This window comes from Serratia sp. CY76391, from assembly GCF_052166695.1.
Taxonomy (GTDB): domain Bacteria; phylum Pseudomonadota; class Gammaproteobacteria; order Enterobacterales; family Enterobacteriaceae; genus Serratia; species Serratia nematodiphila.
On the sequence record NZ_JBJNOJ010000001.1, the window covers coordinates 315,825 to 340,016 of the forward strand.

At 59.9% G+C, this 24,192-nt stretch carries 22 protein-coding genes; 20 read left to right on the forward strand and 2 right to left on the reverse strand.

Annotation, left to right across the window (positions count from 1 at the left end):
- Nucleotides 1-4: 4 nt before the first annotated feature.
- The 8 genes from ACJ8PN_RS01700 (at nt 5) to nei (ending at nt 6,518) form a co-directional block, all read left to right on the forward strand.
- Nucleotides 5-748 carry a type 2 GTP cyclohydrolase I gene (locus ACJ8PN_RS01700; RefSeq protein ID WP_351106970.1) on the forward strand — a complete coding sequence of 248 codons (744 nt, stop codon included), beginning with the start codon at nt 5-7 and terminating at the stop codon, nt 746-748.
- Between the two features lie 156 nt (nt 749-904).
- A complete protein-coding gene (gene pxpB, locus ACJ8PN_RS01705) occupies nt 905-1,561 on the forward strand; it encodes a 5-oxoprolinase subunit PxpB (protein WP_099032706.1) in 657 nt (218 codons plus the stop codon).
- A complete protein-coding gene (gene pxpC / locus ACJ8PN_RS01710) occupies nt 1,555-2,487 on the forward strand; it encodes a 5-oxoprolinase subunit PxpC (RefSeq protein WP_171453484.1) in 933 nt (310 codons plus the stop codon). The genes pxpB and pxpC overlap by 7 nt, the downstream gene beginning before the upstream one ends.
- Nucleotides 2,477-3,217, forward strand: a complete 741-nt coding sequence (pxpA, locus tag ACJ8PN_RS01715) for a 5-oxoprolinase subunit PxpA (RefSeq protein WP_171453486.1) — start codon at nt 2,477-2,479, stop codon at nt 3,215-3,217. Before pxpC ends, pxpA begins: the two co-directional genes overlap by 11 nt.
- 54 nt (nt 3,218-3,271) lie before the next feature.
- Nucleotides 3,272-4,003, forward strand: a complete 732-nt coding sequence (locus ACJ8PN_RS01720; protein ID WP_015376970.1) for a DUF969 domain-containing protein — start codon at nt 3,272-3,274, stop codon at nt 4,001-4,003.
- On the forward strand, nt 4,000-5,019 hold the full coding sequence (locus ACJ8PN_RS01725) for a DUF979 domain-containing protein (RefSeq protein ID WP_442534554.1): 1,020 nt from the start codon (nt 4,000-4,002) through the stop codon (nt 5,017-5,019). Before ACJ8PN_RS01720 ends, ACJ8PN_RS01725 begins: the two co-directional genes overlap by 4 nt.
- Before the next feature lie 8 nt (nt 5,020-5,027).
- Entirely contained in the window at nt 5,028-5,672 is a 645-nt protein-coding gene (gene pcp / locus ACJ8PN_RS01730; protein WP_049186579.1) for a pyroglutamyl-peptidase I, read from the forward strand.
- Between the two features lie 54 nt (nt 5,673-5,726).
- Nucleotides 5,727-6,518: an endonuclease VIII gene (nei, locus tag ACJ8PN_RS01735; protein ID WP_171453487.1), complete on the forward strand. Its 792-nt coding sequence runs from the start codon at nt 5,727-5,729 to the stop codon at nt 6,516-6,518.
- Nucleotides 6,519-6,574: 56 nt separating this feature from the next.
- Here the strand turns inward: nei and ACJ8PN_RS01740 are convergent, their stop codons facing one another.
- Nucleotides 6,575-7,867, reverse strand: coding sequence for a citrate synthase (locus tag ACJ8PN_RS01740; RefSeq protein ID WP_016928730.1), 1,293 nt, complete (start codon nt 7,865-7,867; stop codon nt 6,575-6,577).
- Nucleotides 7,868-8,595: 728 nt separating this feature from the next.
- On the opposite strand from ACJ8PN_RS01740, the gene sdhC reads away from it, so the two are divergent.
- From sdhC to sucD, 8 genes are all read left to right on the forward strand, one after another.
- On the forward strand, nt 8,596-8,985 hold the full coding sequence (sdhC, locus tag ACJ8PN_RS01745) for a succinate dehydrogenase cytochrome b556 subunit (protein WP_004939893.1): 390 nt from the start codon (nt 8,596-8,598) through the stop codon (nt 8,983-8,985).
- Entirely contained in the window at nt 8,979-9,326 is a 348-nt protein-coding gene (sdhD, locus tag ACJ8PN_RS01750) for a succinate dehydrogenase membrane anchor subunit (protein ID WP_004939891.1), read from the forward strand. The genes sdhC and sdhD overlap by 7 nt, the downstream gene beginning before the upstream one ends.
- Complete coding sequence (sdhA, locus tag ACJ8PN_RS01755) at nt 9,327-11,093, forward strand: succinate dehydrogenase flavoprotein subunit (protein ID WP_015376974.1); 1,767 nt, start codon at nt 9,327-9,329, stop codon at nt 11,091-11,093.
- Nucleotides 11,094-11,109: 16 nt separating this feature from the next.
- Nucleotides 11,110-11,826: a succinate dehydrogenase iron-sulfur subunit gene (locus ACJ8PN_RS01760; RefSeq protein WP_015376975.1), complete on the forward strand. Its 717-nt coding sequence runs from the start codon at nt 11,110-11,112 to the stop codon at nt 11,824-11,826.
- Nucleotides 11,827-12,101: 275 nt separating this feature from the next.
- A complete protein-coding gene (gene sucA, locus ACJ8PN_RS01765) occupies nt 12,102-14,909 on the forward strand; it encodes a 2-oxoglutarate dehydrogenase E1 component (protein WP_015376976.1) in 2,808 nt (935 codons plus the stop codon).
- A gap of 64 nt (nt 14,910-14,973) precedes the next feature.
- A complete protein-coding gene (odhB, locus tag ACJ8PN_RS01770; protein ID WP_015376977.1) occupies nt 14,974-16,191 on the forward strand; it encodes a 2-oxoglutarate dehydrogenase complex dihydrolipoyllysine-residue succinyltransferase in 1,218 nt (405 codons plus the stop codon).
- 122 nt (nt 16,192-16,313) lie between these two features.
- Nucleotides 16,314-17,480, forward strand: coding sequence for an ADP-forming succinate--CoA ligase subunit beta (gene sucC / locus ACJ8PN_RS01775; protein ID WP_015376978.1), 1,167 nt, complete (start codon nt 16,314-16,316; stop codon nt 17,478-17,480).
- Nucleotides 17,480-18,352, forward strand: a complete 873-nt coding sequence (gene sucD, locus ACJ8PN_RS01780; RefSeq protein ID WP_004939878.1) for a succinate--CoA ligase subunit alpha — start codon at nt 17,480-17,482, stop codon at nt 18,350-18,352. The genes sucC and sucD overlap by 1 nt, the downstream gene beginning before the upstream one ends.
- A gap of 72 nt (nt 18,353-18,424) precedes the next feature.
- Here sucD and ACJ8PN_RS01785 read toward each other — a convergent pair whose 3' ends face one another.
- Nucleotides 18,425-20,323: a bifunctional metallophosphatase/5'-nucleotidase gene (locus tag ACJ8PN_RS01785; RefSeq protein WP_437189224.1), complete on the reverse strand. Its 1,899-nt coding sequence runs from the start codon at nt 20,321-20,323 to the stop codon at nt 18,425-18,427.
- Between the two features lie 683 nt (nt 20,324-21,006).
- Here ACJ8PN_RS01785 and cydA point away from each other — a divergent pair.
- Genes cydA through ybgE form a run of 4 tightly spaced genes read left to right on the forward strand, consistent with a single transcriptional unit; the run spans nt 21,007 to nt 24,156 of the window.
- A complete protein-coding gene (cydA, locus tag ACJ8PN_RS01790; RefSeq protein ID WP_004939873.1) occupies nt 21,007-22,575 on the forward strand; it encodes a cytochrome ubiquinol oxidase subunit I in 1,569 nt (522 codons plus the stop codon).
- Nucleotides 22,576-22,589: 14 nt separating this feature from the next.
- Nucleotides 22,590-23,729 carry a cytochrome d ubiquinol oxidase subunit II gene (gene cydB / locus ACJ8PN_RS01795; RefSeq protein WP_015376980.1) on the forward strand — a complete coding sequence of 380 codons (1,140 nt, stop codon included), beginning with the start codon at nt 22,590-22,592 and terminating at the stop codon, nt 23,727-23,729.
- Between the two features lie 17 nt (nt 23,730-23,746).
- On the forward strand, nt 23,747-23,860 hold the full coding sequence (cydX, locus tag ACJ8PN_RS01800; RefSeq protein ID WP_004939868.1) for a cytochrome bd-I oxidase subunit CydX: 114 nt from the start codon (nt 23,747-23,749) through the stop codon (nt 23,858-23,860).
- Nucleotides 23,860-24,156, forward strand: coding sequence for a cyd operon protein YbgE (ybgE, locus tag ACJ8PN_RS01805; protein ID WP_004939866.1), 297 nt, complete (start codon nt 23,860-23,862; stop codon nt 24,154-24,156). Before cydX ends, ybgE begins: the two co-directional genes overlap by 1 nt.
- Nucleotides 24,157-24,192: the final 36 nt, after the last annotated feature.

Here is a 24,192-nt window from a genome sequence, read left to right on the forward strand (position 1 = left end):
GAGAATGCGTAACCTCGATCTGGAACAACTGATCAACACAGAACTGAACGCCGCGGTGTTTCAGGACTACGCCCCCAACGGTTTGCAGGTAGAGGGGCGTGCGCATGTACAGCGCATCGTGACCGGCGTCACAGCCTGTCAGGCGCTGCTGGACGCCGCGGTGGCGCATCAGGCCGACGCGATCATCGTGCATCACGGCTATTTCTGGAAAAACGAGGCGCCGGCGGTGCGCGGCATGAAGCGCAACCGCCTGAAAACGCTGTTGACCCACGACATCAACCTGTACGGTTATCATTTGCCGCTGGACGCGCATCCGGTGCTGGGCAACAACGCGCAGCTGGCGCAGGCGCTGGGCATTCGGGTGATTGGTGAAATCGAGCCGCTGGTGCCGCACGGGGAATTCGAACAGCCGCTGACCGGCGAAGCGCTGCAACAGCGCATCGAAAGCCGGCTGGGGCGCGCGGTGCTGCACTGCGGCGATAACGCGCCTGAGCATATTCGCCGAGTGGCCTGGTGCACCGGCGGCGGCCAGGGCTTTATCGACAGCGCGGCGCGCTTCGGCGTCGATGCGTTCATCAGCGGTGAAGTCTCTGAGCAGACCATTCACAGCGCGCGCGAAATGGGCGTGCATTTCTTTGCCGCCGGTCACCACGCCACCGAGCGCGGCGGCGTGAAGGCGTTGGGGGACTGGCTGGCCCAGCACCACGGCTTTGATGTGACCTTTATCGATATCCCGAATCCCGCCTGATCTTTTTCTTCCCCGGATCCAGCCCGGCCTGCGCGCCGGCTGAATCCTTTTATCGCGCTATTTCCTTATTTTCCTTATGGTTGCGTTCTATTGACAGCCGGGGCCGCGTCACGCATAACTGGTGTGTTTTTCAGCGCGATAATAAGGAGAATAAGGGTGCAACAAGCACGTTATTACCTGTTGGGTGAAAGAGCGGTAGTGCTTGAACTGTCGCCGCCGGTGACGTTACCGAGCCAGCAGCGCATTTGGGCGCTGGCGGAAAAGCTGAATCACCACCCCGACGTGCGGGAAGTGGTGCCGGGGATGAATAACCTGACGCTGCTGCTGCATACGCCGCAGGCCGACGCCGAGGCGATGCTGGCATTGCTGCAGCAGGGGTGGGAGAGCAAAGAGCGCCTGACGCCGGAATCGCGTCAGGTGGATATTCCGGTTATCTACGGCGGGGAACAGGGCCCCGACCTGGATGAGGTGGCGCGTCATACCGGCATGACGCCGCAACAGGTGGTGGAATGCCACGCGGCGGCGGCCTATGTGGTTTATTTCCTCGGCTTTCAGCCGGGCTTCTCCTATTTGGGCGGCATGCCGGAACAACTGGCGACGCCGCGCCGCGCCGAACCGCGTCTGGCGGTGGCGGCCGGCTCCGTCGGTATCGGCGGCGGCCAGACCGGCATCTATCCGCTGGCGACGCCCGGCGGCTGGCAGCTGATCGGCCGCACGCCGCTGGCGCTGTTCAATCCGCATGAAATGCCGCCGACGCTGCTGCGCCCAGGCGATAGCGTACGCTTTGTGCCGCAGAAGGAGGGCGTATGCTGATTATTCTGCGCGCCGGCATCTATACCACGGTGCAGGATTTGGGCCGCGAGGGATTCCGCCGCTTGGGCATCAGCACCGGCGGAGCGCTGGATCAACCGGCGCTGAAGATCGCCAACCTGCTGGTGGGCAACGCGCCGGAGGCCGCCGGGCTGGAGATCACCCTCGGCCAGTTCAGCGCCGAGTTTACCCGTCCCGGCTGGATCGCCCTGACCGGCGCCGGCTGCGACGCGCAGCTGGACGGTAAGCCGTTGTGGACCGGCTGGCGCTACCCGGTGAAAAAGGGGCAGCGGCTGGTGCTGGGCACGCCGAAGCGCGGCATGCGCAGTTATCTCGCGATCGCCGGCGGCATCGCCGTGCCGGAAATGCTGGGCTCGCGCAGCACCGACATGAAAGCCGCTTTTGGCGGGTGCGAGGGGCGTAATCTGAAGGACGGCGATCGGTTGCCGCTGGGCAAATCCGCCGCTGAACCGCAAACCCGCTGTGGCGTGAAGCAGTTGCTGTTCACCAACCGCATCCGCGCGTTGCCGGGGCCGGAGTACGCCGAATTCAGCGAAGAGGCGCAAGATACGTTTTGGCGCGCCGCCTGGCAGCTCAGCCCGCAGAGCAACCGTATGGGCTACCGTCTGCACGGCGGTACGCCGCTGGCACGCACCACCGAGAGAGAGATGCTGTCGCACGGCCTGATGCCCGGCGTGGTGCAGGTGCCGCACAACGGCCAGCCGATCGTGCTGATGGCCGATGCGCAAACCACCGGCGGTTACCCGCGCATTGCCTGCGTGATCGAAGCCGATCTCTACCATTTGGCGCAGATCCGGCTCGGCGAACCGATCCACTTCGTTCTCTGCTCTCTGGCGGAGGCGCAGCGCGCCAAGGCCGAGCAGGATCTCTTCCTTCGACAGATTGCCTGGGGGTTACATGATCGTTGATTTGAACGCCGATCTCGGCGAGGGCTGCGCCAACGACCAGGCGCTGCTGCAATTGGTGAGTTCGGCCAACATCGCCTGCGGCTTCCACGCCGGCGATGCGCAGACCATGCGTCAGTCGGTGCGCTGGGCATTGCAGTACGGCGTGGCGATCGGTGCCCACCCGAGTTTTCCCGATCGGGAGAATTTCGGCCGCACCCGCATGCAGCTGCCGTCGGAAACGGTGTACGCGCAGGTGGTGTATCAGCTCGGGGCGCTGGCGGCCATTGCCCGCGCCGAGGGCGGGGTGATGGTGCACGTTAAGCCGCACGGTATGCTGTACAACCAGGCGGCGGTTGAGCCGGCGCTGGCGGAAGCCATCGCCCGGGCGGTGCAGGCGGTCGATCCGGCGCTGCGGCTGGTGGGGCTGGCCGGCAGCGAGCTGATCCGCGCCGGGCAACGGCTCGGTCTGACCACCCGGCAGGAGGTGTTCGCCGATCGCGGTTATCAGGCCGACGGCACGCTGGTGCCGCGCGGTTTGCCGGGGGCATTGATCGAGGATGACGAACAGGCGCTGGCGCAAACCCTGGAGATGGTGCGCCATCACCGGGTGCGCAGCGTCGATGGCGTCTGGACCGCCGTACAGGCGGAAACCGTCTGCCTGCATGGAGACGGTGAGCATGCGCTGGCGTATGCGCGCAAGCTGCGGGACAGTTTTGTTCAGCAGGGGATCCGCGTCAGCGCGGAGCAGTAAAGCAAGACACAACATCACAAGCAAAAAACTATTAGAAAATATCGAGGGAAGACTATGGAACAGGCCGTGAATCTCTGGCCACTGATCGGCATCGCCGCTATCGTGGTCGGGTTTGTATTGCGTTTCAACCCGGTGCTGGTGGTGATCGCCGCCGGCATCATCACCGGTCTGGCGGCGCTGATGCCGCTGGACGTCATTCTGGAAAAGCTCGGCGAGGGCTTTCTCAATACCCGCAACCTGCCGCTGATCCTGCTGCTGCCGCTGGCGGTGATCGGCCTGCTGGAGCGCCACGGGTTGAAAGAGCGGGCGCAGGCGTGGATCGCCAGGATCAAAAGCGCCACCGCCGGCCGTTTGCTGATCGTGTACCTGTTCGTGCGCGAGATCACCGCGGCGATGGGGCTGACCAGCCTGGGCGGGCACCCGCAGATGGTGCGGCCGCTGCTGGCGCCGATGGCGGAAGGGGCGACGGAAAACCGCTACGGCGAGCTGCCGGAGCGCACCCGCCACCGCCTGCGTGCCATGTCGGCCGCCACCGACAACGTCGGGCTGTTCTTCGGCGAAGATATCTTCGTGGCCTTCGGCGCGATCATCTTCATGCACAACTTTATGCTGGAGTCCGGCGGCATTCAGACCGAGCCGCTGCATATCGCGCTGTGGGGCATTCCGACCGCCATTTTCGCTTTCCTGATCCACGCCTTCCGGCTGTATCGGATGGATAAACAGCTGAGTGCCGAGCTGGCGCAGCTGAATCAGGCGGCGCTGCAGGCGAAGGGGGAAGCACGATGAACGTCCAGCAACAATATCTCTACTGGCTGGCCGGCGCGGTGCTGCTGATTGTGGCGGTGATGTCCTTCCGCGATCGCGCCAACCCGCGCCGCATCACCACCGGGCTGTTTTGGGGGCTGTACGGCCTGGTGTTCCTGGTCGGCGACTGGACTTACCGCCTGCTGGGCGACGTGCTCGGCGAAGGCAGCAACGAGAAACGCATGCTGCACATCATCGTTGGCGTGGTGGTGGTGGTGATGGCCCTGATCGCCGGCTTCGGCGGCGTGCGCCTCGGCAGCTATCATCAACGAACGCCGCAGGAGCGCGAGGCCAGCGCCAAGCGCCTGGGCAACAAGCTGTTTATCCCCGCGCTGGCTATCCCGGTGGTGACGGTGATCGGCGTGCTGCTGTTCAACAACATTCCGGCGTTGCAAAGCGCGGTGTTCGGCAGCGGTAACCATGCGACGCTGATCACCCTGTTCTCTATGACCGTCGGCTGCCTGATTGGCCTGGCGATCGCGGTGAAAATGACCCATGAGAAGGCCTTGCAGCCGGTGCAGGAAGCGCGGCGCTTGCTGGATTCGATCGGCTGGGCGTTCATTCTGCCGCAGATCCTCGCCACGCTTGGCCTGCTGTTTACTGTCGCCGGCGTCGGCACCGCAATCTCGCATTTGACCCAGGAGTATTTGGCGGTGGATAACCGCTTTATCGCCGTGGCGGTCTACGCTATCGGTATGGCGGTGCTGACCATGGTGATGGGTAACGCCTTCGCCGCGTTCCCGATCGTCACCGCCGGCATCGGCATTCCGATCCTGGTGCTGCAACACGGCGGCAACCCGGCGGTGATGGCGGCGATCGGCATGTTCTCCGGCTATTGCGGCACCCTGATGACGCCGATGGCGGCGAACTTCAACATTGTGCCGGCGGCGCTGCTGGAGCTGCCGGACAAGAATGCGGTGATCAAGGCGCAGGTGCCGACCGGCGTGCTGCTGCTGTTGGTTAACGTGTTCCTGCTGTATTTCCTGATGTTCCTGTAGGAGTAAGGATGCAAAAAGTATTGATTACCGGCTTCGAGCCGTTTGGCGGTGAGCGGCTCAACCCCTCCTGGGAAGTGGTGAAGCAGCTCAATGATATGGAGCTGGTGGGCACGCGCATCGTGGCGCGCCAGCTGCCGTGCGTGTTCGGCGCGGCGCTGGAGGCGCTCAATGCGGCGATCGACGAGGTGCAGCCGGTGATGGTGCTGGCTGTCGGCCAGGCCGGCGGCCGCACCGACATCACGATTGAACGGGTGGCGATCAACGTCGACGACGCGCGCATTCCCGACAATCAGGGGCAGCAGCCGGTGGACGAACCGATCGTCGCCGGCGGTCCGGCGGCCTATTTCAGCACCTTGCCGATCAAGGCGATGGTCAGCTCGATGCGCGAGGCCGGCATTCCGGCCTCCGTTTCGCAGACCGCCGGCACCTACGTGTGCAACCATGTCATGTACGGCCTGCTGCACCGGTTGAGCGGCCAACGCGAGGTGAAGGGCGGGTTTATTCATATCCCGTACCTGCCGGAACAGGCGGCGGCGCACCCCGGCGCACCGAGCATGGCGGCCTCGACGGTGCTGTTTGCGCTGGAGCTGGCCGTTTCCATCGCGTTGCAGGTGGAACACGATCTGAAAGTGGCGGGCGGCGCAACGCATTAATCAAGAGAATCCCCGGCGCATCGGGCTGCGCCGGGTCTACGCAAGGAGTGGTCTATGCCGGAAGGACCGGAGATCCGCCGGGCGGCGGACAAACTGGCGGCGGCGGTGATCGATCAGCCGCTGACCTCCGTCGATTTCGCTTTTCCCCAGTTGAAGCACTATCGCCAGCGTCTGCTCGGCGAGCGTATCGTCGCCATCGAGCCGCGCGGCAAGGCGCTGCTGACCCATTTCTCCAATGGGTTGACGATGTACAGCCACAACCAGCTGTACGGCGTGTGGAAAGTGGTGGCGGCGGGGGAGGCGCCGGAGACCAAACGCGATCTGCGGGTGCGGCTGGAAACCGCTCATAGCGCGATTTTGCTCTACAGCGCTTCCGACATTACCGTCGGGCCGCGCGAGGAAATAGAGCAACACCCGTTTTTGCAACGCATCGGCCCCGACGTGTTGGACATGTCGCTGACGGTGGATGAGGTGCAGGCGCGTTTGCTGACGCCGCGTTTTCGCCGCCGGCAACTGGGCGGCATGCTGCTCGACCAGGCGTTTCTTGCCGGATTGGGCAACTATCTGCGCGCCGAAATCCTGTGGCAGGCCGAACTGGCGCCGCAGCACAAACCACAGGATCTGGCGCCAGAGGCGTTGCGGCGCCTGGCGGAGGCATTGCTGGCGGTGCCGCGCCTTTCCTACCAGACGCGCGGGCAGGCGGATGACAACCGGCATCACGGCGCGCTGTTTCGCTTCAAGGTGTTTCATCGCAGCGGCGAACCCTGTGAACGCTGCGGTGGGATGATCGTGCGTACCGAGCTGTCGTCGCGGCCGTTTTATTGGTGCCCGGGCTGCCAGAAATAACCCAAAAAAACGCCGCCCGAAAGGGCGGCGCTGTGCGTTTCAGCCGGTAAAACGGTTTACTTGTTTTTCAGCTGGGATTTGAAATCACGCTCGGCATAGCCGGTGTACAGCTGACGCGGACGGGCAATTTTGATGCCTTCGTCGTGCATTTCGTTCCAGTGGGCGATCCAGCCGATGGTGCGCGCGATGGCGAAGATCACGGTGAACATGGAAGAAGGAATGCCCATCGCCTTCAGGATGATGCCGGAGTAGAAGTCGACGTTCGGGTACAGTTTCTTCTCGATGAAGTACGGGTCGTTCAGCGCGATGTGTTCCAGCTCCATCGCCACCTGCAGCAGGTTGTCGTCCTTCTTGTTCAGCTCTTTCAGCACTTCGTGACAGGTCTCGCGCATCACGGTGGCGCGCGGATCGTAGTTCTTGTACACGCGGTGGCCGAAGCCCATCAGGCGGAAGGAGTCGTTCTTGTCCTTGGCGCGCTTGATGAATTCCGGAATGTGCTCGACGGTCTTGATCTCTTCCAGCATTTTCAGCGCCGCTTCGTTGGCGCCGCCGTGCGCCGGCCCCCACAGGGAGGCGATGCCGGCCGCGATGCAGGCGAACGGGTTGGCGCCGGAAGAGCCGGCGGTGCGCACGGTTGAGGTAGAGGCGTTCTGCTCATGGTCGGCGTGCAGGATCAGGATGCGATCCATGGCGCGTTCCAGTACCGGGTTCACCACGTACTCTTCGCACGGGGTGGCGAACATCATGTGCAGGAAGTTGCCGGCGTAGGACAGATCGTTGCGCGGGTAAACGAACGGCTGGCCCAGGGAGTATTTGTAGCACATCGCGGCCACGGTCGGCATTTTGGACAGCAGACGGAACGCGGTGATTTCACGGTGACGCTCGTTGTTGACGTCCAGCGCATCGTGGTAGAACGCCGCCAGCGCGCCGGTCACGCCGCACAGCACCGCCATCGGGTGCGAATCGCGGCGGAAGCCACGGAACAGATGGGTGATCTGGTCGTGGATCATGGTGTGACGGGTCACGGTGGTCTTGAAGGTTTCGAATTCTTCCGGCGTTGGGGTCTCGCCGTACAGCAGGATGTAGCACACTTCCAGGTAGGAAGATTCTTTCGCCAGCTGCTCGATAGGGAAGCCGCGGTGCAGCAGCACGCCTTTGTCGCCGTCGATGAAGGTAATCTTGGATTCGCAAGAAGCGGTGGAGGTAAAGCCGGGATCAAATGTGAAATAACCTTTGGAACCCAGAGCGCGGACATCAAGGACATCGGGGCCCAGTGTCGGTGTCAATACGCCCAGTTCGATCGGAGCTTCGCTGTCGTTAATGGTTAGCGTCGCTTTCTTATCAGTCATTTACTGTCTCCTTAGCGCCTTATTTTAAAAACCACTAACAACTGAAATACCTTAAATCTCTGCAGGTTGCCCGCAAAAAATGGTGCGGACGCTAACTCTGTGAGCGACTGCGCAACTGTGCGCGGGTAGGGTACAGAGTGCTGACCAGGCGAACGAGACGGGTGACCAGTTGTTAACGATTCAGAGTAATTCGTTATAGTCTGTTAATCTTACCTATGAGCTGTTCGAAGAGATGTGAACCTATCCCAATAATCTGTTTTTGTGTGCTTTATTTGCTTTTGACGCCGGCAAACTCGAGCGGGAAACAACGGCTATTGGGATAGGTTCGCCAAATACACTGTTGCATAACTCGAACCCGGGAGGAAGTGTATCTGCTGACCCATAGCGCATCATAGGACCGTTTGTGCCCCTATATGTAATGGAAATGTTGATCTCTTGTCAAATCAGATAATTAATTTTGCACTAATTGTGAAATCCGTGATCTGAATCACTGTTCGGGGGAAATGTTATCAAAGCGGTTGTATGAGAATTGTAATCAGAATGTGATCCTCCTATACTGCCGCCAGGTCTCCGGATTACCCTGAAGTAGGAGCACCCAGCGTTATAAATGCGCGCCGTTTGAGCACAGAGGATGTTGATGTTTGAGCGCGTGACGTGTAAGGGTTTTAGGCTCTTAACGCTGTCTGATCCCCGCCCAGGCCCGGAGGAAGGAAAATAATAAGAGCTGTGTGGGCAAATACGTGAAAAAACAACGACCTGTCAACTTGGATCTGCAAACGATCCGGTTCCCCGTAACTGCGATAGCGTCTATCTTACACCGAGTCTCTGGCGTAATTACCTTCGTTGCCGTGGGTATCCTCCTCTGGCTGCTGGGCCTGTCACTCTCTTCCCAAGAGGGGTTCCTGCAGGCGGCCGCCATCATGAATAGCTTCATCGTCAAATTCATATTCTGGGGCATCCTCACGGCGCTGGCCTATCACATTTGCGGTGGCATCCGTCACTTGTTAATGGATTTTGGCTACATCGAAGAGAGTTTGGCCGCCGGCACCCGTTCCGCCCAGGTGGCGATCGGTCTGACCGTCGTGCTGTCAGTTCTGGCTGGAGTCCTCGTATGGTAAACAACGTTTCTGCATTAGGGCGCAACGGCGTGCACGATTGGCTGCTGCTGCGCGCTTCCGCTATCATCATTACCCTGTACGTCCTGTATATCCTGGGCTTTTTCGTCACGGCTCCGGAACTCACTTATGACATCTGGCGCGGTTTCTTCGCCACTTCCATTACGAAAGTGTTCACTCTGCTGACCCTGCTGTCGATTCTGGTGCACGCCTGGATCGGGCTGTGGCAGGTGCTGACGGACTACGTCAAGCCGCTGGCGGTTCGCCTGGTGTTGCAGCTGGCTGTCGTGGTCGCGTTGCTGGTCTATTTACTGTACGGAACAATCGTAGTGTGGGGTGCTTAAATGAAACTGCCAGTCAGAGAGTTTGATGCCGTCGTAATCGGCGCCGGCGGTGCGGGCATGCGTGCCGCGCTGCAAATTTCCCAAGCGGGCTCGACCTGTGCCCTGCTGTCCAAAGTTTTCCCGACCCGTTCCCATACCGTGTCCGCACAGGGCGGCATCACCGTCGCGCTGGGCAACAGCCACGAGGATAACTGGGAATGGCATATGTACGACACGGTGAAAGGTTCCGACTATATCGGTGACCAGGACGCCATCGAATATATGTGTAAAACCGGCCCGGAAGCGATTCTGGAACTGGAACACATGGGTCTGCCGTTCTCTCGTCTGGACGACGGCCGCATCTATCAGCGCCCGTTCGGCGGCCAGTCGCTGAACTTCGGCGGCGAGCAGGCGGCGCGTACCGCAGCCGCGGCCGACCGTACCGGCCATGCGCTGCTGCACACCCTGTATCAACAGAACCTGAAAAACCACACCACCATCTTCTCCGAGTGGTATGCGCTTGATCTGGTGAAAAACCAGGACGGCGCGGTGGTCGGCACCACGGCTATCTGCATCGAAACCGGTGAAGTGGTTTACTTCAAAGCCAAGGCCACCGTGCTGGCGACCGGCGGCGCTGGCCGCATCTACCAGTCCACCACCAACGCCCACATCAACACCGGCGACGGTGTCGGCATGGCGCTGCGCGCCGGCGTGCCGGTGCAGGACATGGAAATGTGGCAGTTCCACCCGACCGGCATCGCCGGCGCGGGCGTGCTGGTGACCGAGGGTTGCCGCGGCGAAGGCGGTTACCTGCTGAACAAACACGGCGAGCGCTTCATGGAGCGTTATGCGCCGAACGCCAAAGATCTGGCGGGCCGCGACGTGGTTGCCCGTTCGATCATGATCGAAATCCGCGAAGGCCGCGGCTGCGACGGTCCTTGGGGCCCGCACGCCAAGCTGAAGCTGGATCACCTGGGTAAAGAGGTGCTGGAATCCCGTCTGCCGGGCATTCTGGAACTGTCCCGCACCTTCGCGCACGTCGATCCGGTGAAAGAGCCGATCCCGGTTATCCCAACCTGCCACTATATGATGGGCGGCATTCCGACCAAGGTGACCGGCCAGGCGCTGACCGTGAACGAGAAAGGCGAAGACGTGGTGATCCCGGGGCTGTTCGCCGTGGGCGAAATCGCCTGCGTATCGGTGCACGGCGCCAACCGCCTGGGCGGCAACTCGCTGCTGGACCTGGTGGTGTTCGGCCGTTCCGCCGGCATGCACCTGCAGGAATCGCTGGAAGAGCAGGGCGTGAGCCGTGACGCCAGCGACTCCGACGTGGAAGCTTCGCTGGATCGTCTGAACCGTTGGAACAACACCCGTTCCGGCGAAGACCCGGTCGAAATTCGCAAAGCGCTGCAGTCTTGCATGCAGCACAACTTCTCGGTATTCCGCGAAGGCGATGCGATGGCCAAGGGCCTGGAAGAACTGAAAGTGATCCGTGAACGTCTGAAGAACGCACGCCTGGACGATACCTCCAGCGAGTTCAACACCCAGCGCATCGAATGCCTGGAGTTGGATAACCTGATGGAGACCGCGTATTCCACCGCCGTGTCGGCCAACTTCCGTACCGAGAGCCGTGGCGCACACAGCCGCTTCGACTATCCGGAACGCGATGACGCCAACTGGCTGTGCCATTCGCTGTATCTGCCGCAATCGGAAAGCATGACGCGCCGCGAAGTGAACATGCAACCGAAGCTGCGCCCGGCATTCCCGCCGAAAGTGCGTTCTTACTAATTGCGGAGATCGACAGATGAAACTCGAATTTTCCATTTATCGCTACAATCCGGATGTCGACGACGCCCCGCACATGCAGGACTACACCCTGGAAGCGGAAGAAGGCCGTGACATGATGCTGCTGGATGCGTTGATCCAGCTGAAAGAAAAAGACCCGACCCTGTCGTTCCGTCGCTCATGCCGCGAAGGCGTGTGCGGTTCCGACGGCCTGAACATGAACGGTAAAAACGGCCTGGCGTGCATCACTCCGGTTTCGTCGCTGCGCAAAGGCAACGGCAAGATCGTGATCCGTCCGCTGCCGGGTCTGCCGGTGGTGCGCGATCTGGTGGTGGATATGGGCCAGTTCTATACCCAATATGAAAAGATCAAGCCATACCTGCTGAACGACGGCAAGAACCCGCCGGCGCGCGAGCACCTGCAGTCGCCGGAGCAGCGCGCCAAGCTGGACGGTCTGTACGAGTGCATCCTGTGCGCCTGCTGTTCGACCTCTTGCCCATCGTTCTGGTGGAACCCGGACAAGTTCATCGGCCCGGCCGGTCTGTTGGCGGCGTATCGCTTCCTGATCGACAGCCGTGACACGGAAACGCAAGAACGTTTAGATGATCTGGACGACGCTTTTAGTGTTTTCCGCTGCCATAGCATTATGAATTGTGTCAGTGTATGTCCTAAAGGCTTGAACCCGACGCGTGCGATCGGGCATATCAAGTCCATGCTGCTGCAACGCGGCGCATAAACGGAATGAGATGCTGCGCCGGGCTCTTTTCCGGCGCACGTCCCATAGGGGAGGGAACCTCTAAAAACTGACCCGCGGCTGCGGCGCTATGCAGCCTGGTTCTTCCGCCGGTTTTTAGAGGTTCCTTGTAAGGGACCGCAAGGTCCATAACAGAACGTATCGGGCCGACATGGCCGCAAGTACGTCGAGTGAACCGTTTTACGGCAAACCGTATTCATCACGGTAATTATGTTAACCACGGCGAAAACTAAAGCTTCAAAGCTTAAGGGATCATGATGCAGAACGGCGCAATGAAGGCCTGGCTGGATTCCTCCTATCTGGCGGGCGCGAACCAGTCTTACATAGAGCAGCTCTATGAAGACTTCTTAACCGATCCGGGTTCCGTTGAAGATAGCTGGCGTTCCATTTTTCAACAGCTACCAACCGCGGGTGTCAAACCCGATCAGCTTCACTCTCAAACGCGCGATTACTTCCGCCGCCTGGCGAAAGACTCCGCGCGCTACAACACCACCATCACCGATCCGGAAACCGACGCCAAACAGGTCAAGGTACTGCAGCTGATCAACGCCTTCCGCTTCCGCGGGCATCAGCATGCCAACCTCGATCCGCTCGGCCTGTGGCAGCGCGAGCAAGTTCCTGACCTTGATCCCGCTTACCACAACCTGACCGAAGCCGATTTCCAGGAAACCTTCAACGTGGGCTCTTTCGCCATCGGCAAAGAAACCATGAAGCTGGGCGATCTGTACGCCGCGCTGAAGCAGACCTATTGCGGGTCGATCGGCGCTGAGTACATGCACATCACCAACACCGAAGAGAAACGCTGGATCCAGCAGCGCATCGAGTCGGTGGTGGGGCGCGCCAGCTTTACCGCCGACGAAAAACGCCGTTTCCTGAACGAGCTGACCGCGGCGGAAGGCCTGGAGCGCTACCTGGGCGCCAAATTCCCGGGCGCCAAACGCTTCTCGCTGGAAGGCGGCGATGCGCTGGTGCCGATGCTGAAAGAGATGGTGCGCCACGCCGGCAAGAACGGCACGCGCGAAGTGGTGTTGGGCATGGCCCACCGCGGCCGTCTGAACGTGCTGATCAACGTGCTGGGCAAAAAGCCGGCCGATCTGTTCGACGAATTCGCCGGCAAGCATAAAGAACACCTCGGCACCGGTGACGTGAAATATCACCAGGGCTTCTCCTCCGACGTGGAAACCGAAGGCGGCATGGTTCACCTGGCGCTGGCGTTCAACCCGTCGCACCTGGAGATCGTCAGCCCGGTGGTCATGGGGTCGGTACGCGCCCGTCGCGATCGTCTGGACGAAGCGCGCAGCAACATGGTGCTGCCGATCACCATCCACGGCGACGCCGCCATCACCGGCCAGGGCGTGGTTCAGGAAACCCTGAACATGTCTCAGGCTCGCGGCTACGAAGTGGGCGGCACCGTGCGTATCGTCATCAACAATCAGGTTGGCTTCACCACCTCCAACCCGCTGGATGCGCGCTCTACCGAATACTGCACCGACATCGCCAAAATGGTTCAGGCACCGATCTTCCACGTTAACGCGGACGATCCGGAGGCCGTGGCCTTCGTCACTCGCCTTGCGTTGGATTTCCGTAACACCTTTAAGCGTGACGTGATGATCGATCTGGTCTGCTACCGTCGCCATGGGCACAACGAGGCCGACGAGCCGAGCGCCACCCAGCCGGTGATGTATCAGAAGATCAAGAAACACCCTACGCCGCGCAAAATCTACGCTGACGTTCTGACCGAACAGAAAGTGGCCAGCCTGGAAGATGCCACGGAAATGGTCAACCTGTATCGTGATGCGCTCGACCGCGGCGATTGCGTGGTTGAAGAGTGGCGTCCGATGAACCTGCACTCCTTCACCTGGTCACCGTACCTGAACCACGAGTGGGATGAAGAGTACCCGAGCAAGGTTGAGATGAAGCGCCTGCAGGAGCTGGGGCGCCGCATCAGCACCGTGCCGGAAGCGATCGAAATGCAGTCGCGCGTGGCGAAAATCTACGCTGACCGCGCCGAGATGGCCGCAGGCAACAAGCCGTTCGACTGGGGCGCCGCCGAAACGCTGGCCTACGCCACCATGGCGGATGAAGGCATCCCGATCCGCATCTCCGGCGAAGACGCCGGCCGCGGCACCTTCTTCCACCGTCACGCGGTGGTGCACAACCAGAAAAACGGTTCGGTCTACGTTCCGCTGGCGAACATCCACAGCGGCCAGGGCGAATTCAAGGTCTGGGACTCCGTGCTGTCTGAAGAAGCGGTGCTGGCGTTCGAATACGGCTACGCCACGGCGGAACCGCGCACGCTGACCATCTGGGAAGCGCAGTTCGGCGACTTCGCCAACGGCGCACAGGTCGTTATCGACCAGTTCATCAGCTCCGGCGAGCAAAAATGGGGCCGTATGTGCGGCCTGGTGATGCTGCTGCCGCACGGCTATGAAGGCCAGGGCCCTGAGCACTCTTCCGCGCGTCTGGAACGCTATCTGCAGCTGTGCGCAGAGCAGAACATGCAGGTGTGCGTCCCGTCTACGCCGGCGCAGGTTTACCATATGCTGCGTCGCCAGGCGCTGCGCGGTATGCGCCGTCCGTTGGTGGTGATGTCGCCGAAGTCGCTGCTGCGTCATCCGCTGGCGATTTCTTCGCTGGACGAACTGGCCAACGGCACCTTCCTGCCGGCAATCGGCGAGATCGACGACTTGGATCCGAAAGCGGTCAAGCGCGTCGTGCTGTGCTCCGGCAAGGTCTACTACGACCTGCTGGAACAGCGTCGCAAGAACGAGCAGAAAGACGTGGCCATCGTGCGCATCGAGCAGCTGTATCCGTTCCCGCATCAGGCCGTGCAGGCCGTGCTGGAGCAATACTCGCACGTGCATGACTTCGTCTGGTGTCAGGAAGAGCCGCTGAACCAGGGCGCCTGGTACTGCAGCCAGCACAACTTCCGTGAAGTGGTGCCGTTCGGTGCTTCTTTACGTTACGCAGGACGTCCGGCCTCCGCTTCTCCGGCGGTGGGCTATATGTCCGTACACCAGAAGCAGCAGCAGGCTCTGGTGAACGACGCGCTGAATATTGACTAATGTTCGCTCGCTTGCCGGCCGAGGGGCCGGCAAGCAGATGATAAAAAACTTAAGGGAAAGCTAAATGAGTAGCGTAGATATTCTGGTTCCTGACCTTCCTGAATCGGTTGCCGATGCGACCGTAGCCACCTGGCACAAAAAACCGGGCGACAGCGTGCAGCGTGATGAAGTCCTGGTTGAAATCGAAACCGACAAAGTGGTGTTGGAAGTGCCGGCCAGTGAAGCGGGCATTCTCGATGCTATCGTGGAAGAAGAGGGCGCGACCGTGCTGTCTCGCCAGCTGCTCGGCCGCATCCGCCCAGGCGACAGCTCCGGCAAACCGACCGCCGAGAAGAGCCAGGAGAAAGAGTCCACGCCTGCACAGCGCGCGACCGCGAGCCTGGAAGAAGAAAGCAATGACGCGCTCAGCCCGGCGATTCGCCGCCTGATCGCCGAACACGACCTCGATGCCGGCGCCATCAAAGGCACCGGCGTGGGTGGCCGCATCACTCGTGAAGACGTGGAAGCGCACCTGGCCAAAGGCGGCGCCGCCGCCAAACCGGCCGCCGCCGCTGAAGCCGCACCGCAGCCTGCTCTGGCCGGACGCAGCGAAAAACGCGTGCCGATGACCCGCCTGCGCAAACGCGTCGCCGAGCGTCTGCTGGAAGCGAAGAACAGCACCGCGATGCTGACCACCTTCAACGAAATCAACATGCAGCCGATCATGGACCTGCGCAAGCAGTACGGCGAAGCCTTCGAGAAGCGCCACGGCGTGCGTCTGGGCTTCATGTCCTTCTACATCAAGGCGGTGGTTGAAGCGCTGAAGCGCTTCCCGGAAGTGAACGCGTCGATCGACGGTTCCGACGTGGTTTACCACAACTACTTCGACATCAGCATCGCGGTTTCTACCCCGCGCGGCCTGGTGACGCCGGTACTGCGCGATGTAGACGCCATGAGCATGGCTGACATCGAGAAGAAAATCAAAGAGCTGGCCGTTAAGGGCCGCGACGGCAAACTGACCGTGGAAGAGCTGACCGGCGGTAACTTCACCATTACCAACGGCGGCGTATTCGGCTCCCTGATGTCCACCCCGATCATCAACCCGCCGCAGAGCGCCATCCTGGGCATGCACGCCATCAAAGATCGCCCAATGGCGGTCAATGGTCAGGTGGTGATCCAGCCGATGATGTATCTGGCGCTGTCTTATGACCACCGCCTGATCGACGGTAAGGAATCCGTCGGTTATCTGGTGACGGTCAAAGAGATGCTGGAAGATCCGGCTCGTCTGCTGCTGGACGTTTAGTAACCCTTGCCGGGCGCGGCGTGCCGCGCCCGCACTCTGTGCTATGTGGCCGGAAAACCATGCGGTTTACCGCGTAATAATGGTCCGGCTAAAAACCTTCAGAACTGAATGGATAGAACATCATGAATTTACACGAATATCAGGCAAAACAGCTGTTTGCTCGGTATGGCATGCCGGCACCGACCGGTTACGCCTGTACCACTCCGCGTGAAGCAGAAGAAGCCGCATCCAAAATCGGCTCCGGCCCGTGGGTGGTGAAATGTCAGGTTCATGCTGGCGGCCGCGGTAAAGCGGGCGGCGTTAAAGTCGTCAACAGCAAAGAAGATATCCGTGCTTTCGCGGAAGCCTGGTTGGGCAAGCGTCTGGTGACTTACCAGACTGACGCGCTGGGCCAGCCGGTTAACCAGATCCTGGTTGAAGCGGCGACCGACATCGATAAAGAACTGTACCTGGGTGCCGTCGTAGACCGCGCGACCCGTCGCATCGTATTCATGGCGTCTACCGAAGGCGGCGTGGAAATCGAGAAAGTGGCGGAAGAAACCCCAGAACTGATCCACAAAATGACCATCGATCCGCTGGCGGGTCCACAGCCTTATCAGGGCCGTGAGCTGGCCTTCAAACTGGGCCTGACCGGCAAGCAAGTCAGCCAGTTCGCCAAGATCTTCATGGGCCTGGCGACGCTGTTCCTGGAGCGCGACCTGGCGATGGTTGAGATCAACCCGCTGGTGATCACCAAGCAGGGCGATCTGGTGTGCCTGGACGGCAAACTGGGCGCCGACGGCAACGCCCTGTTCCGTCAGCCTGAACTGCGTGAAATGCGTGACCCTTCTCAGGAAGACGAGCGTGAATCCCGTGCGGCCCAGTGGGAGCTGAACTACGTTGCCCTCGACGGCAACATCGGCTGCATGGTGAACGGCGCCGGTCTGGCGATGGGCACCATGGACATCGTTAAACTGCACGGCGGCGAACCGGCCAACTTCCTGGACGTGGGCGGCGGCGCGACCAAAGAGCGCGTGACCGAAGCGTTCAAAATCATCCTGTCCGACGACAAGGTGAAAGCGGTTCTGGTTAACATCTTCGGTGGTATCGTACGTTGCGATCTGATCGCCGACGGCATCATTGGCGCAGTGGCTGAAGTGGGCGTTAACGTCCCGGTCGTGGTGCGCCTGGAAGGGAACAACGCCGAACTGGGCGCCAAGAAACTGGCGGACAGCGGCCTGAATATCATTGCTGCGACCAGCCTGACTGATGCGGCTCAGCAAGTTGTTGCAGCAGTGGAGGGTAAATAATGTCCATCTTAATCGATAAAAACACCAAAGTAATTTGCCAGGGCTTCACCGGTAGCCAGGGGACTTTCCACTCCGAACAAGCTATCGCTTACGGTACCAAAATGGTTGGCGGCGTCACCCCAGGCAAAGGCGGCACTCAGCACCTGGGTCTGCCGGTGTTCAACACCGTGCGCGAAGCGGTTGAAGCGACCGGCGCGACGGCCTCCGTCATCTACGTTCCAGCGCCGTTCTGCAAAGACTCCATTCTGGAAGCGATCGATGCCGGCATCAAATTGATCATCACCATCACCGAAGGCATCCCGACCCTGGACATGCTGACCGTGAAAGTGAAGCTGGACGAAGCCGGCGTGCGCATGATCGGACCGAACTGCCCAGGCGTGATCACCCCTGGCGAGTGCAAAATCGGCATCATGCCTGGCCACATTCACCTACCGGGCAAAGTGGGCATTGTTTCCCGCTCCGGCACCCTGACCTATGAAGCGGTGAAACAAACCACCGATGCCGGTCTGGGCCAGTCCACCTGTGTGGGCATCGGCGGCGACCCGATCCCGGGCTCCAACTTCATCGATATCCTGAAGATGTTCCAACAGGATCCGCAGACCGAAGCGATCGTGATGATCGGTGAGATCGGCGGCAGCGCTGAAGAAGAAGCGGCGGCTTACATCAAAGAACACGTCACCAAACCGGTTGTCGGCTACATCGCCGGCGTGACCGCGCCGAAAGGCAAGCGTATGGGCCACGCAGGCGCCATCATCGCCGGCGGCAAAGGCACGGCGGACGAGAAGTTTGCTGCGCTGGAAGCGGCGGGCGTGAAAACCGTTCGCAGCCTGGCGGACATCGGCGATGCGGTAAAAGCGGTGCTGAAGCGCTAAGAACCTGGTACGAAATAACAATATCTCGACATGTTTGGCCACCCATTGGGTGGCCTTTTTTATGGGCGAAACTCAGAAAACGTTGAGCGCCTTGATCAGCGCGATCCGATCCTGCAGGCGGCGCTGCTGCACCGGATCCGCGGCGGCTTGCCGCTGCTGCTCCAGCGAAGCGAGGGCGGCGCGGTAATCGTCGGTGTTGCGGAACAGCGCGTCTTTGACGTTGATCGACGCGACGTTGGTGTAGCGGCCATCGTCGGTGGTCGGCACCTGGATAACGCCTTCATTCAGCAGCCGTTTAACGATCGCCCGCTGCGGTTCGTATCCCTCCATGCCGATCAGTTTCCAGCGCTGCGGCGGCACGCCCTGGTATTGGCCGTGTTTCACTTCCGTCAGGTAGCGCAGGGCCAGGTGGCGAATGGTGCCTTCTTCTTCACCGTACTGCGCTTTGCTGTCGAACAGCACCGGGAAGGATTGCCCTTCCAGCGCGCCGCCCTTTTGCGTCAGGTGGCCCATGCGGTAACTGTTCATGCCCAGACGGATCGGCATGTCGTCCGTGACTGGCGTGCCGTCCGCCAGATGCAGATCGACGATGCGCGAACCGGCGGGTTGGCGCAGATCAATGGTATAGGTGACGCCATCGAAGAAATCGTTGGTGGAATATTTGGACGAACGCCGCGCCGGGTTAAAGCTGTAGGTGACGTCGCCCGGCTGCAGCTGATTGAAGTAGCCGGCGGACCACTCCATGTAGCGTTTAAGCGCTTTACCGTTAAGCTGATAAACGGTGATCTCGCCGCCGGCGTATTGGTAGTTAAAGGCGATATCCTTGGCCTTGATGTCGCCGACGTCCAGTTTGGCGCGATCGTTGTCGATCTGCAGGGCGATCACCTGCGCCAGCGGTGCGTAGTGACGGGCGGCCTGCTGGAACAGCGCGCTGATGCCGGTATCCTGCACGTGTACCTGAGGAATGCCGCGGAACTCGTCGGCAGGCACCAGATCGCTGCCGCTCAGCTTCGCCACCACCCGGTTGGCGTTGGCGCGCAAAATGTCATGATACGGCTGGTAGAGAGCCTGCATGGCGCTGTCGGGCGTCAGCCCTTTGATCGGGTAGGTGTAGCTGTTTTTATCGATCAGCGTGAATTTGCCGTCGCGGCGTTCAAATTGCAGATCGATGCGTGACAGCGCGCGGCCGTATTTGTCCGGTTCGGTGATGATGACGCCGTTGACCACCGCCTTGTCGATCTTCACATGCATGTGGCCGGCGACGATCGCCGCCAGTTCCGGGTTGGCGTTGGCAATGTCGGCCACGCCGGTGCCCGGGCGCTGGTTCTCGTTGTCGATGCCCATATGCGCCACCAGTACGATGGCGTCGACCTGGCCGTCGATTTGTTTGATGACCTGTTTCACCGCCTGCACCGGATCGGTGAAGTTCAGCCCTTTGATGCGATCGGTGCCCTTGGCGAATTCAGCGGTCATCGGCGTGTCCATGCCGATAATGCCGATCTTCACGCCCTGACGTTCGAGGATGGTGTAGGCCGGCAGATAAGGCTTGCCGTTGTCCCAGACGATGTTGCCCGCCAGCGCCGCGCCCTTGAACTGCTTGAGCGGGGTGGCCAGCACCGGCAGGCCGAAGTCGAACTCGTGATTGCCCATCACCCAGACGTCGTAATTGAGCGCATTGAGGCCCAGCATCATCGGGCTGATGGCCTCATGCTTGAAGGTTTCAACGAAGTTGCCCTGAATAGTGTCGCCGGCGTCCACCAGGATCAGGTTAGGCTGCTCGGCGCGCACCTTTTTGACCTGAGTGGCTATCTGGCTCAGGCTGCCCGCCAGGTTTTCCGTGTCGCTGGCGTAGTCCCAGGGCACGAAGGTGCCGTGCAGATCGGAGGTGCCCAGCAGGGTGATGTTTACCGTTTCGGCGGCCATGGCGTTTCCCGAGAGTCCCAACACAGAGGCAAAGATGATTTTTTTCATAACTTATTGTCACTCAATGTAATTTTAACATAAGTGGTCATTTTGCTACAAAATCGCAACCTTTACGATCCCATCGCGAGAAATAGACTAATATTGGAGAGAGATTTGTTGTTTTGTGACTGCAATCACTGTCACGGCTTAATGGAAATAAAAGGTTAATTATGTCGCAGAATAAGCGCGTAATAATACAATGGCGGCTCTTTTAAATTACATTTATTTAACACAAAAATATCATTAAAAAACAATTAAACCATTGCGCAACATGCCCTCAAGAAAAATAGGCGAAATGTGCTGATGAATATGGAAATAATATGCGGATAGGCTTAAATTGTCTCAGATCAAATTAGCCCGAAGTACCTCTTTCGGCTAAGATTTGACCTGTAACCAAAAGTCCAACCCACGTCACGTAAAAACCTATTTATTGTGTGGGATTGGGCGAGTATCATCCATGTTGTGATTATGGATGGTTGATCTTGTTGCATTTGTTACCCGTTGTCGGTTTTCAGTGGCGTGCTTGTCGGCGGCCCGAGGGGCTATTGGCCGAGTGTGCGGTTGAAAGCGGAGAAGCTGGATCAAATTTGTTGTGTTTAAGGGCATTCACTGCGGGGCGTTACTGGCGGCTTTGAAAGAAGTATGCCGATAACCGCGTGTCGGAGTCTTCCTGCGAGGAGCAAGGAGTCAAGATGTTTGATATTGTCGAACTGTCGCGCTTACAGTTTGCTTTAACGGCGATGTACCATTTCTTATTTGTCCCATTAACGCTCGGTATGGCGTTCTTGCTGGCAATTATGGAAACGGTATATGTCCTGTCTGGCAAACAAATCTATAAAGACATGACCAAATTCTGGGGAAAGTTATTTGCGATTAACTTTGCTCTGGGTGTGGCCACCGGTTTGACCATGGAGTTCCAGTTCGGGACCAACTGGTCGTATTTCTCTCACTACGTCGGCGATATCTTCGGGGCCCCACTGGCCATCGAAGGTCTGATGGCGTTCTTCCTTGAATCGACGCTGGTCGGCCTGTTCTTCTTCGGCTGGGATCGTCTGAGCAAGGTGCAGCACATGGCGGTAACCTGGTTCGTGGCCCTCGGCTCAAACCTGTCCGCGCTGTGGATCCTGGTCGCCAACGGCTGGATGCAGAACCCGATCGCGTCGGATTTCAACTTCGAAACCATGCGCATGGAGATGGTCAGCTTCTCCGAGCTGGTGCTTAACCCGGTTGCGCAGGTGAAATTCGTTCACACCGTGGCTGCAGGCTACACCACCGGCGCCATGTTCGTGCTGGGCATCAGCGCTTACTACCTGCTGAAGGGCCGCGACATCGCTTTCGCCAAACGCTCCTTCGCCATCGCCGCCAGCTTCGGCATGGCTGCGGTGCTGTCGGTGATCGTGCTGGGTGACGAATCCGGTTACGAAATGGGCGACGTACAGAAAACCAAACTGGCCGCCATCGAAGCGGAGTGGGATACCCAGCCGGCGCCGGCGTCCTTCACCCTGTTCGGCATTCCCGACCAGGACAAGATGGAAAACTCCTTCTCTATTCAGATCCCGTATGCGCTTGGCCTGATCGCCACGCGTTCTACCGACACGCAGGTCACTGGCCTGAAAGATCTGCTGGCGCAACATGAAGTGCGCATCCGCAACGGCATGAAAGCCTACCAGCTGCTGGAAGAGCTGCGCGGCGGCAATACCGATCCTGCGGTGCGTGCGGAATTCAACAAAACCAAGCAAGACCTGGGCTACGGCATGCTGCTGAAGCGTTATACCCCGAACGTCAGCGACGCGACGGAAGCGCAGATCCAGCAGGCGACCAAGGACTCCATTCCACGCGTGGCGCCGCTGTACTTCGCCTTCCGCATCATGGTGGCCTGTGGCGTGCTGATGCTGCTGATTATCGGCCTGTCCTTCCTGAGCGTGGTGCGCGGCCGCATCGGCCAGAAGAAATGGCTGTTGCGTGCGGCGCTGTATGGCCTGCCGCTGCCGTGGATCGCGGTGGAAGCCGGCTGGTTCGTGGCGGAATACGGCCGTCAACCGTGGGCGATTGGTGAGGTGCTGCCGACCGCAGTCGCCAACTCTTCGCTGACCGCGGGCGACATTCTGTTCTCAATGGGGCTGATTTGCGGCTTGTACACCCTGTTCCTGGTGGCTGAAATGTACCTGATGTTCAAGTTTGCGCGTCTGGGTCCAAGCAGCCTGAAAACCGGCCGCTACCACTTTGAACAACCGACTGCCGCCGTGCAGGAAGCGCGCTAAACAGGAGTCCACGTATGTTTGACTATGAAGTACTGCGATTTATCTGGTGGGTGCTGGTTGGCGTACTGCTGATCGGCTTCGCCGTCACCGACGGTTTCGACATGGGCGTCGGCATCCTGGTGCGCATCATCGGTAAAACCGATACCGAGCGCCGGGTGATGATCAACTCCATCGCCCCGCACTGGGACGGTAACCAGGTGTGGCTGATCACCGCCGGCGGCGCGCTGTTCGCCGCTTGGCCGATGGTCTACGCAGCGGCCTTCTCGGGCTTCTACGTCGCCATGATCCTGGTGCTGGCGGCCTTGTTCTTCCGCCCGGTCGGTTTTGACTACCGTTCCAAGCTGGAGAGCAGCCGCTGGCGCAACATGTGGGACTGGGGCATCTTCATCGGTTCCTTCGTGCCTGCATTGGTATTCGGCGTGGCGTTCGGCAACCTGCTGCAGGGCGTGCCGTTCCATGTGGACGAATACCTGCGTCTGTTCTACACCGGCAACTTCTTCCAACTGCTGAATCCGTTCGGTCTGTTGGCAGGCGTGGTCAGTCTGACCATGCTGGTCACTCAGGGCGCGACCTACCTGCAGATGCGCACCACCGGCGAGATCCACCTGCGGTCACGCGCCGCAGCGCAGATCGCGACGCTGATCATGGCGGTATGCTTCCTGCTGGCGGGGGTGTGGCTGGTGAAAGGCATCGACGGCTACGTGATCACTTCGGCGCTGGACACCATGGCGGAATCCAACCCGCTGCGTAAAGAAGTGGCGCATCAGGCCGGCGCATGGTTGATCAACTTCAACAAGTATCCGCTGCTGTGGGCCTTGCCTGCACTGGGCGTAGTGCTGCCGTTGTTCACCATCCTGTTCTCGCGTCTGGAGAAAGGCGCACTGGCGTTCGTCACTTCGTCGCTGACCATCGCCTGCGTCATCCTCACCGCCGGGGTCACCATGTTCCCGTTCGTGATGCCGTCCAGCACCGTGCCTAACGTCAGCCTGACCATGTGGGACGCGACCTCGAGCCTGTTGACGCTGAAAGTGATGACCGTCGTGGCGGCGATCTTCGTGCCTATCGTTTTGGCGTACACCAGCTGGTCGTACTACAAAATGTTCGGTCGTCTCGACAAGAACTACATCGAAAACAACAAGCATTCGCTGTACTAAGGATAAGGAGCTAAACCATGTGGTATTTTGCCTGGATTCTCGGAACGCTTCTTGCCTGCGCCTTCGGCATCATCACGGCGCTGGCGCTTGAGCAGAGCGAAGCGACCAAAGCTCAGCAAGACGGTAAGTAATGAGCTCGTCCGTGATTGACAAGCTGTACGCTGTCACCGACAAGGGCCCGGTTCGGGCCCTTTCCCTGGTGCTGGCGTTGATTTTGGCGGGGTGCGTGTTCTGGGATCCGACGCGTTTCGCCGCCAAAACCAGCTCGCTGGAGATTTGGGAAGGGCTGTTGCTGATTTGGGCCGTATGTGCCGGAGTGATCCACGGTTTCGGATTTCGCCCGCAGCGCAGCGTCTGGCGCGCTTTTTTCGCGCCGCTTCCTGCAATTGTGATCTTGTGCGCAGGATTACTTTACGTTTCTTTATAATCTCCCCGATGTCCCCACGTTATGGGCCCTCACGGC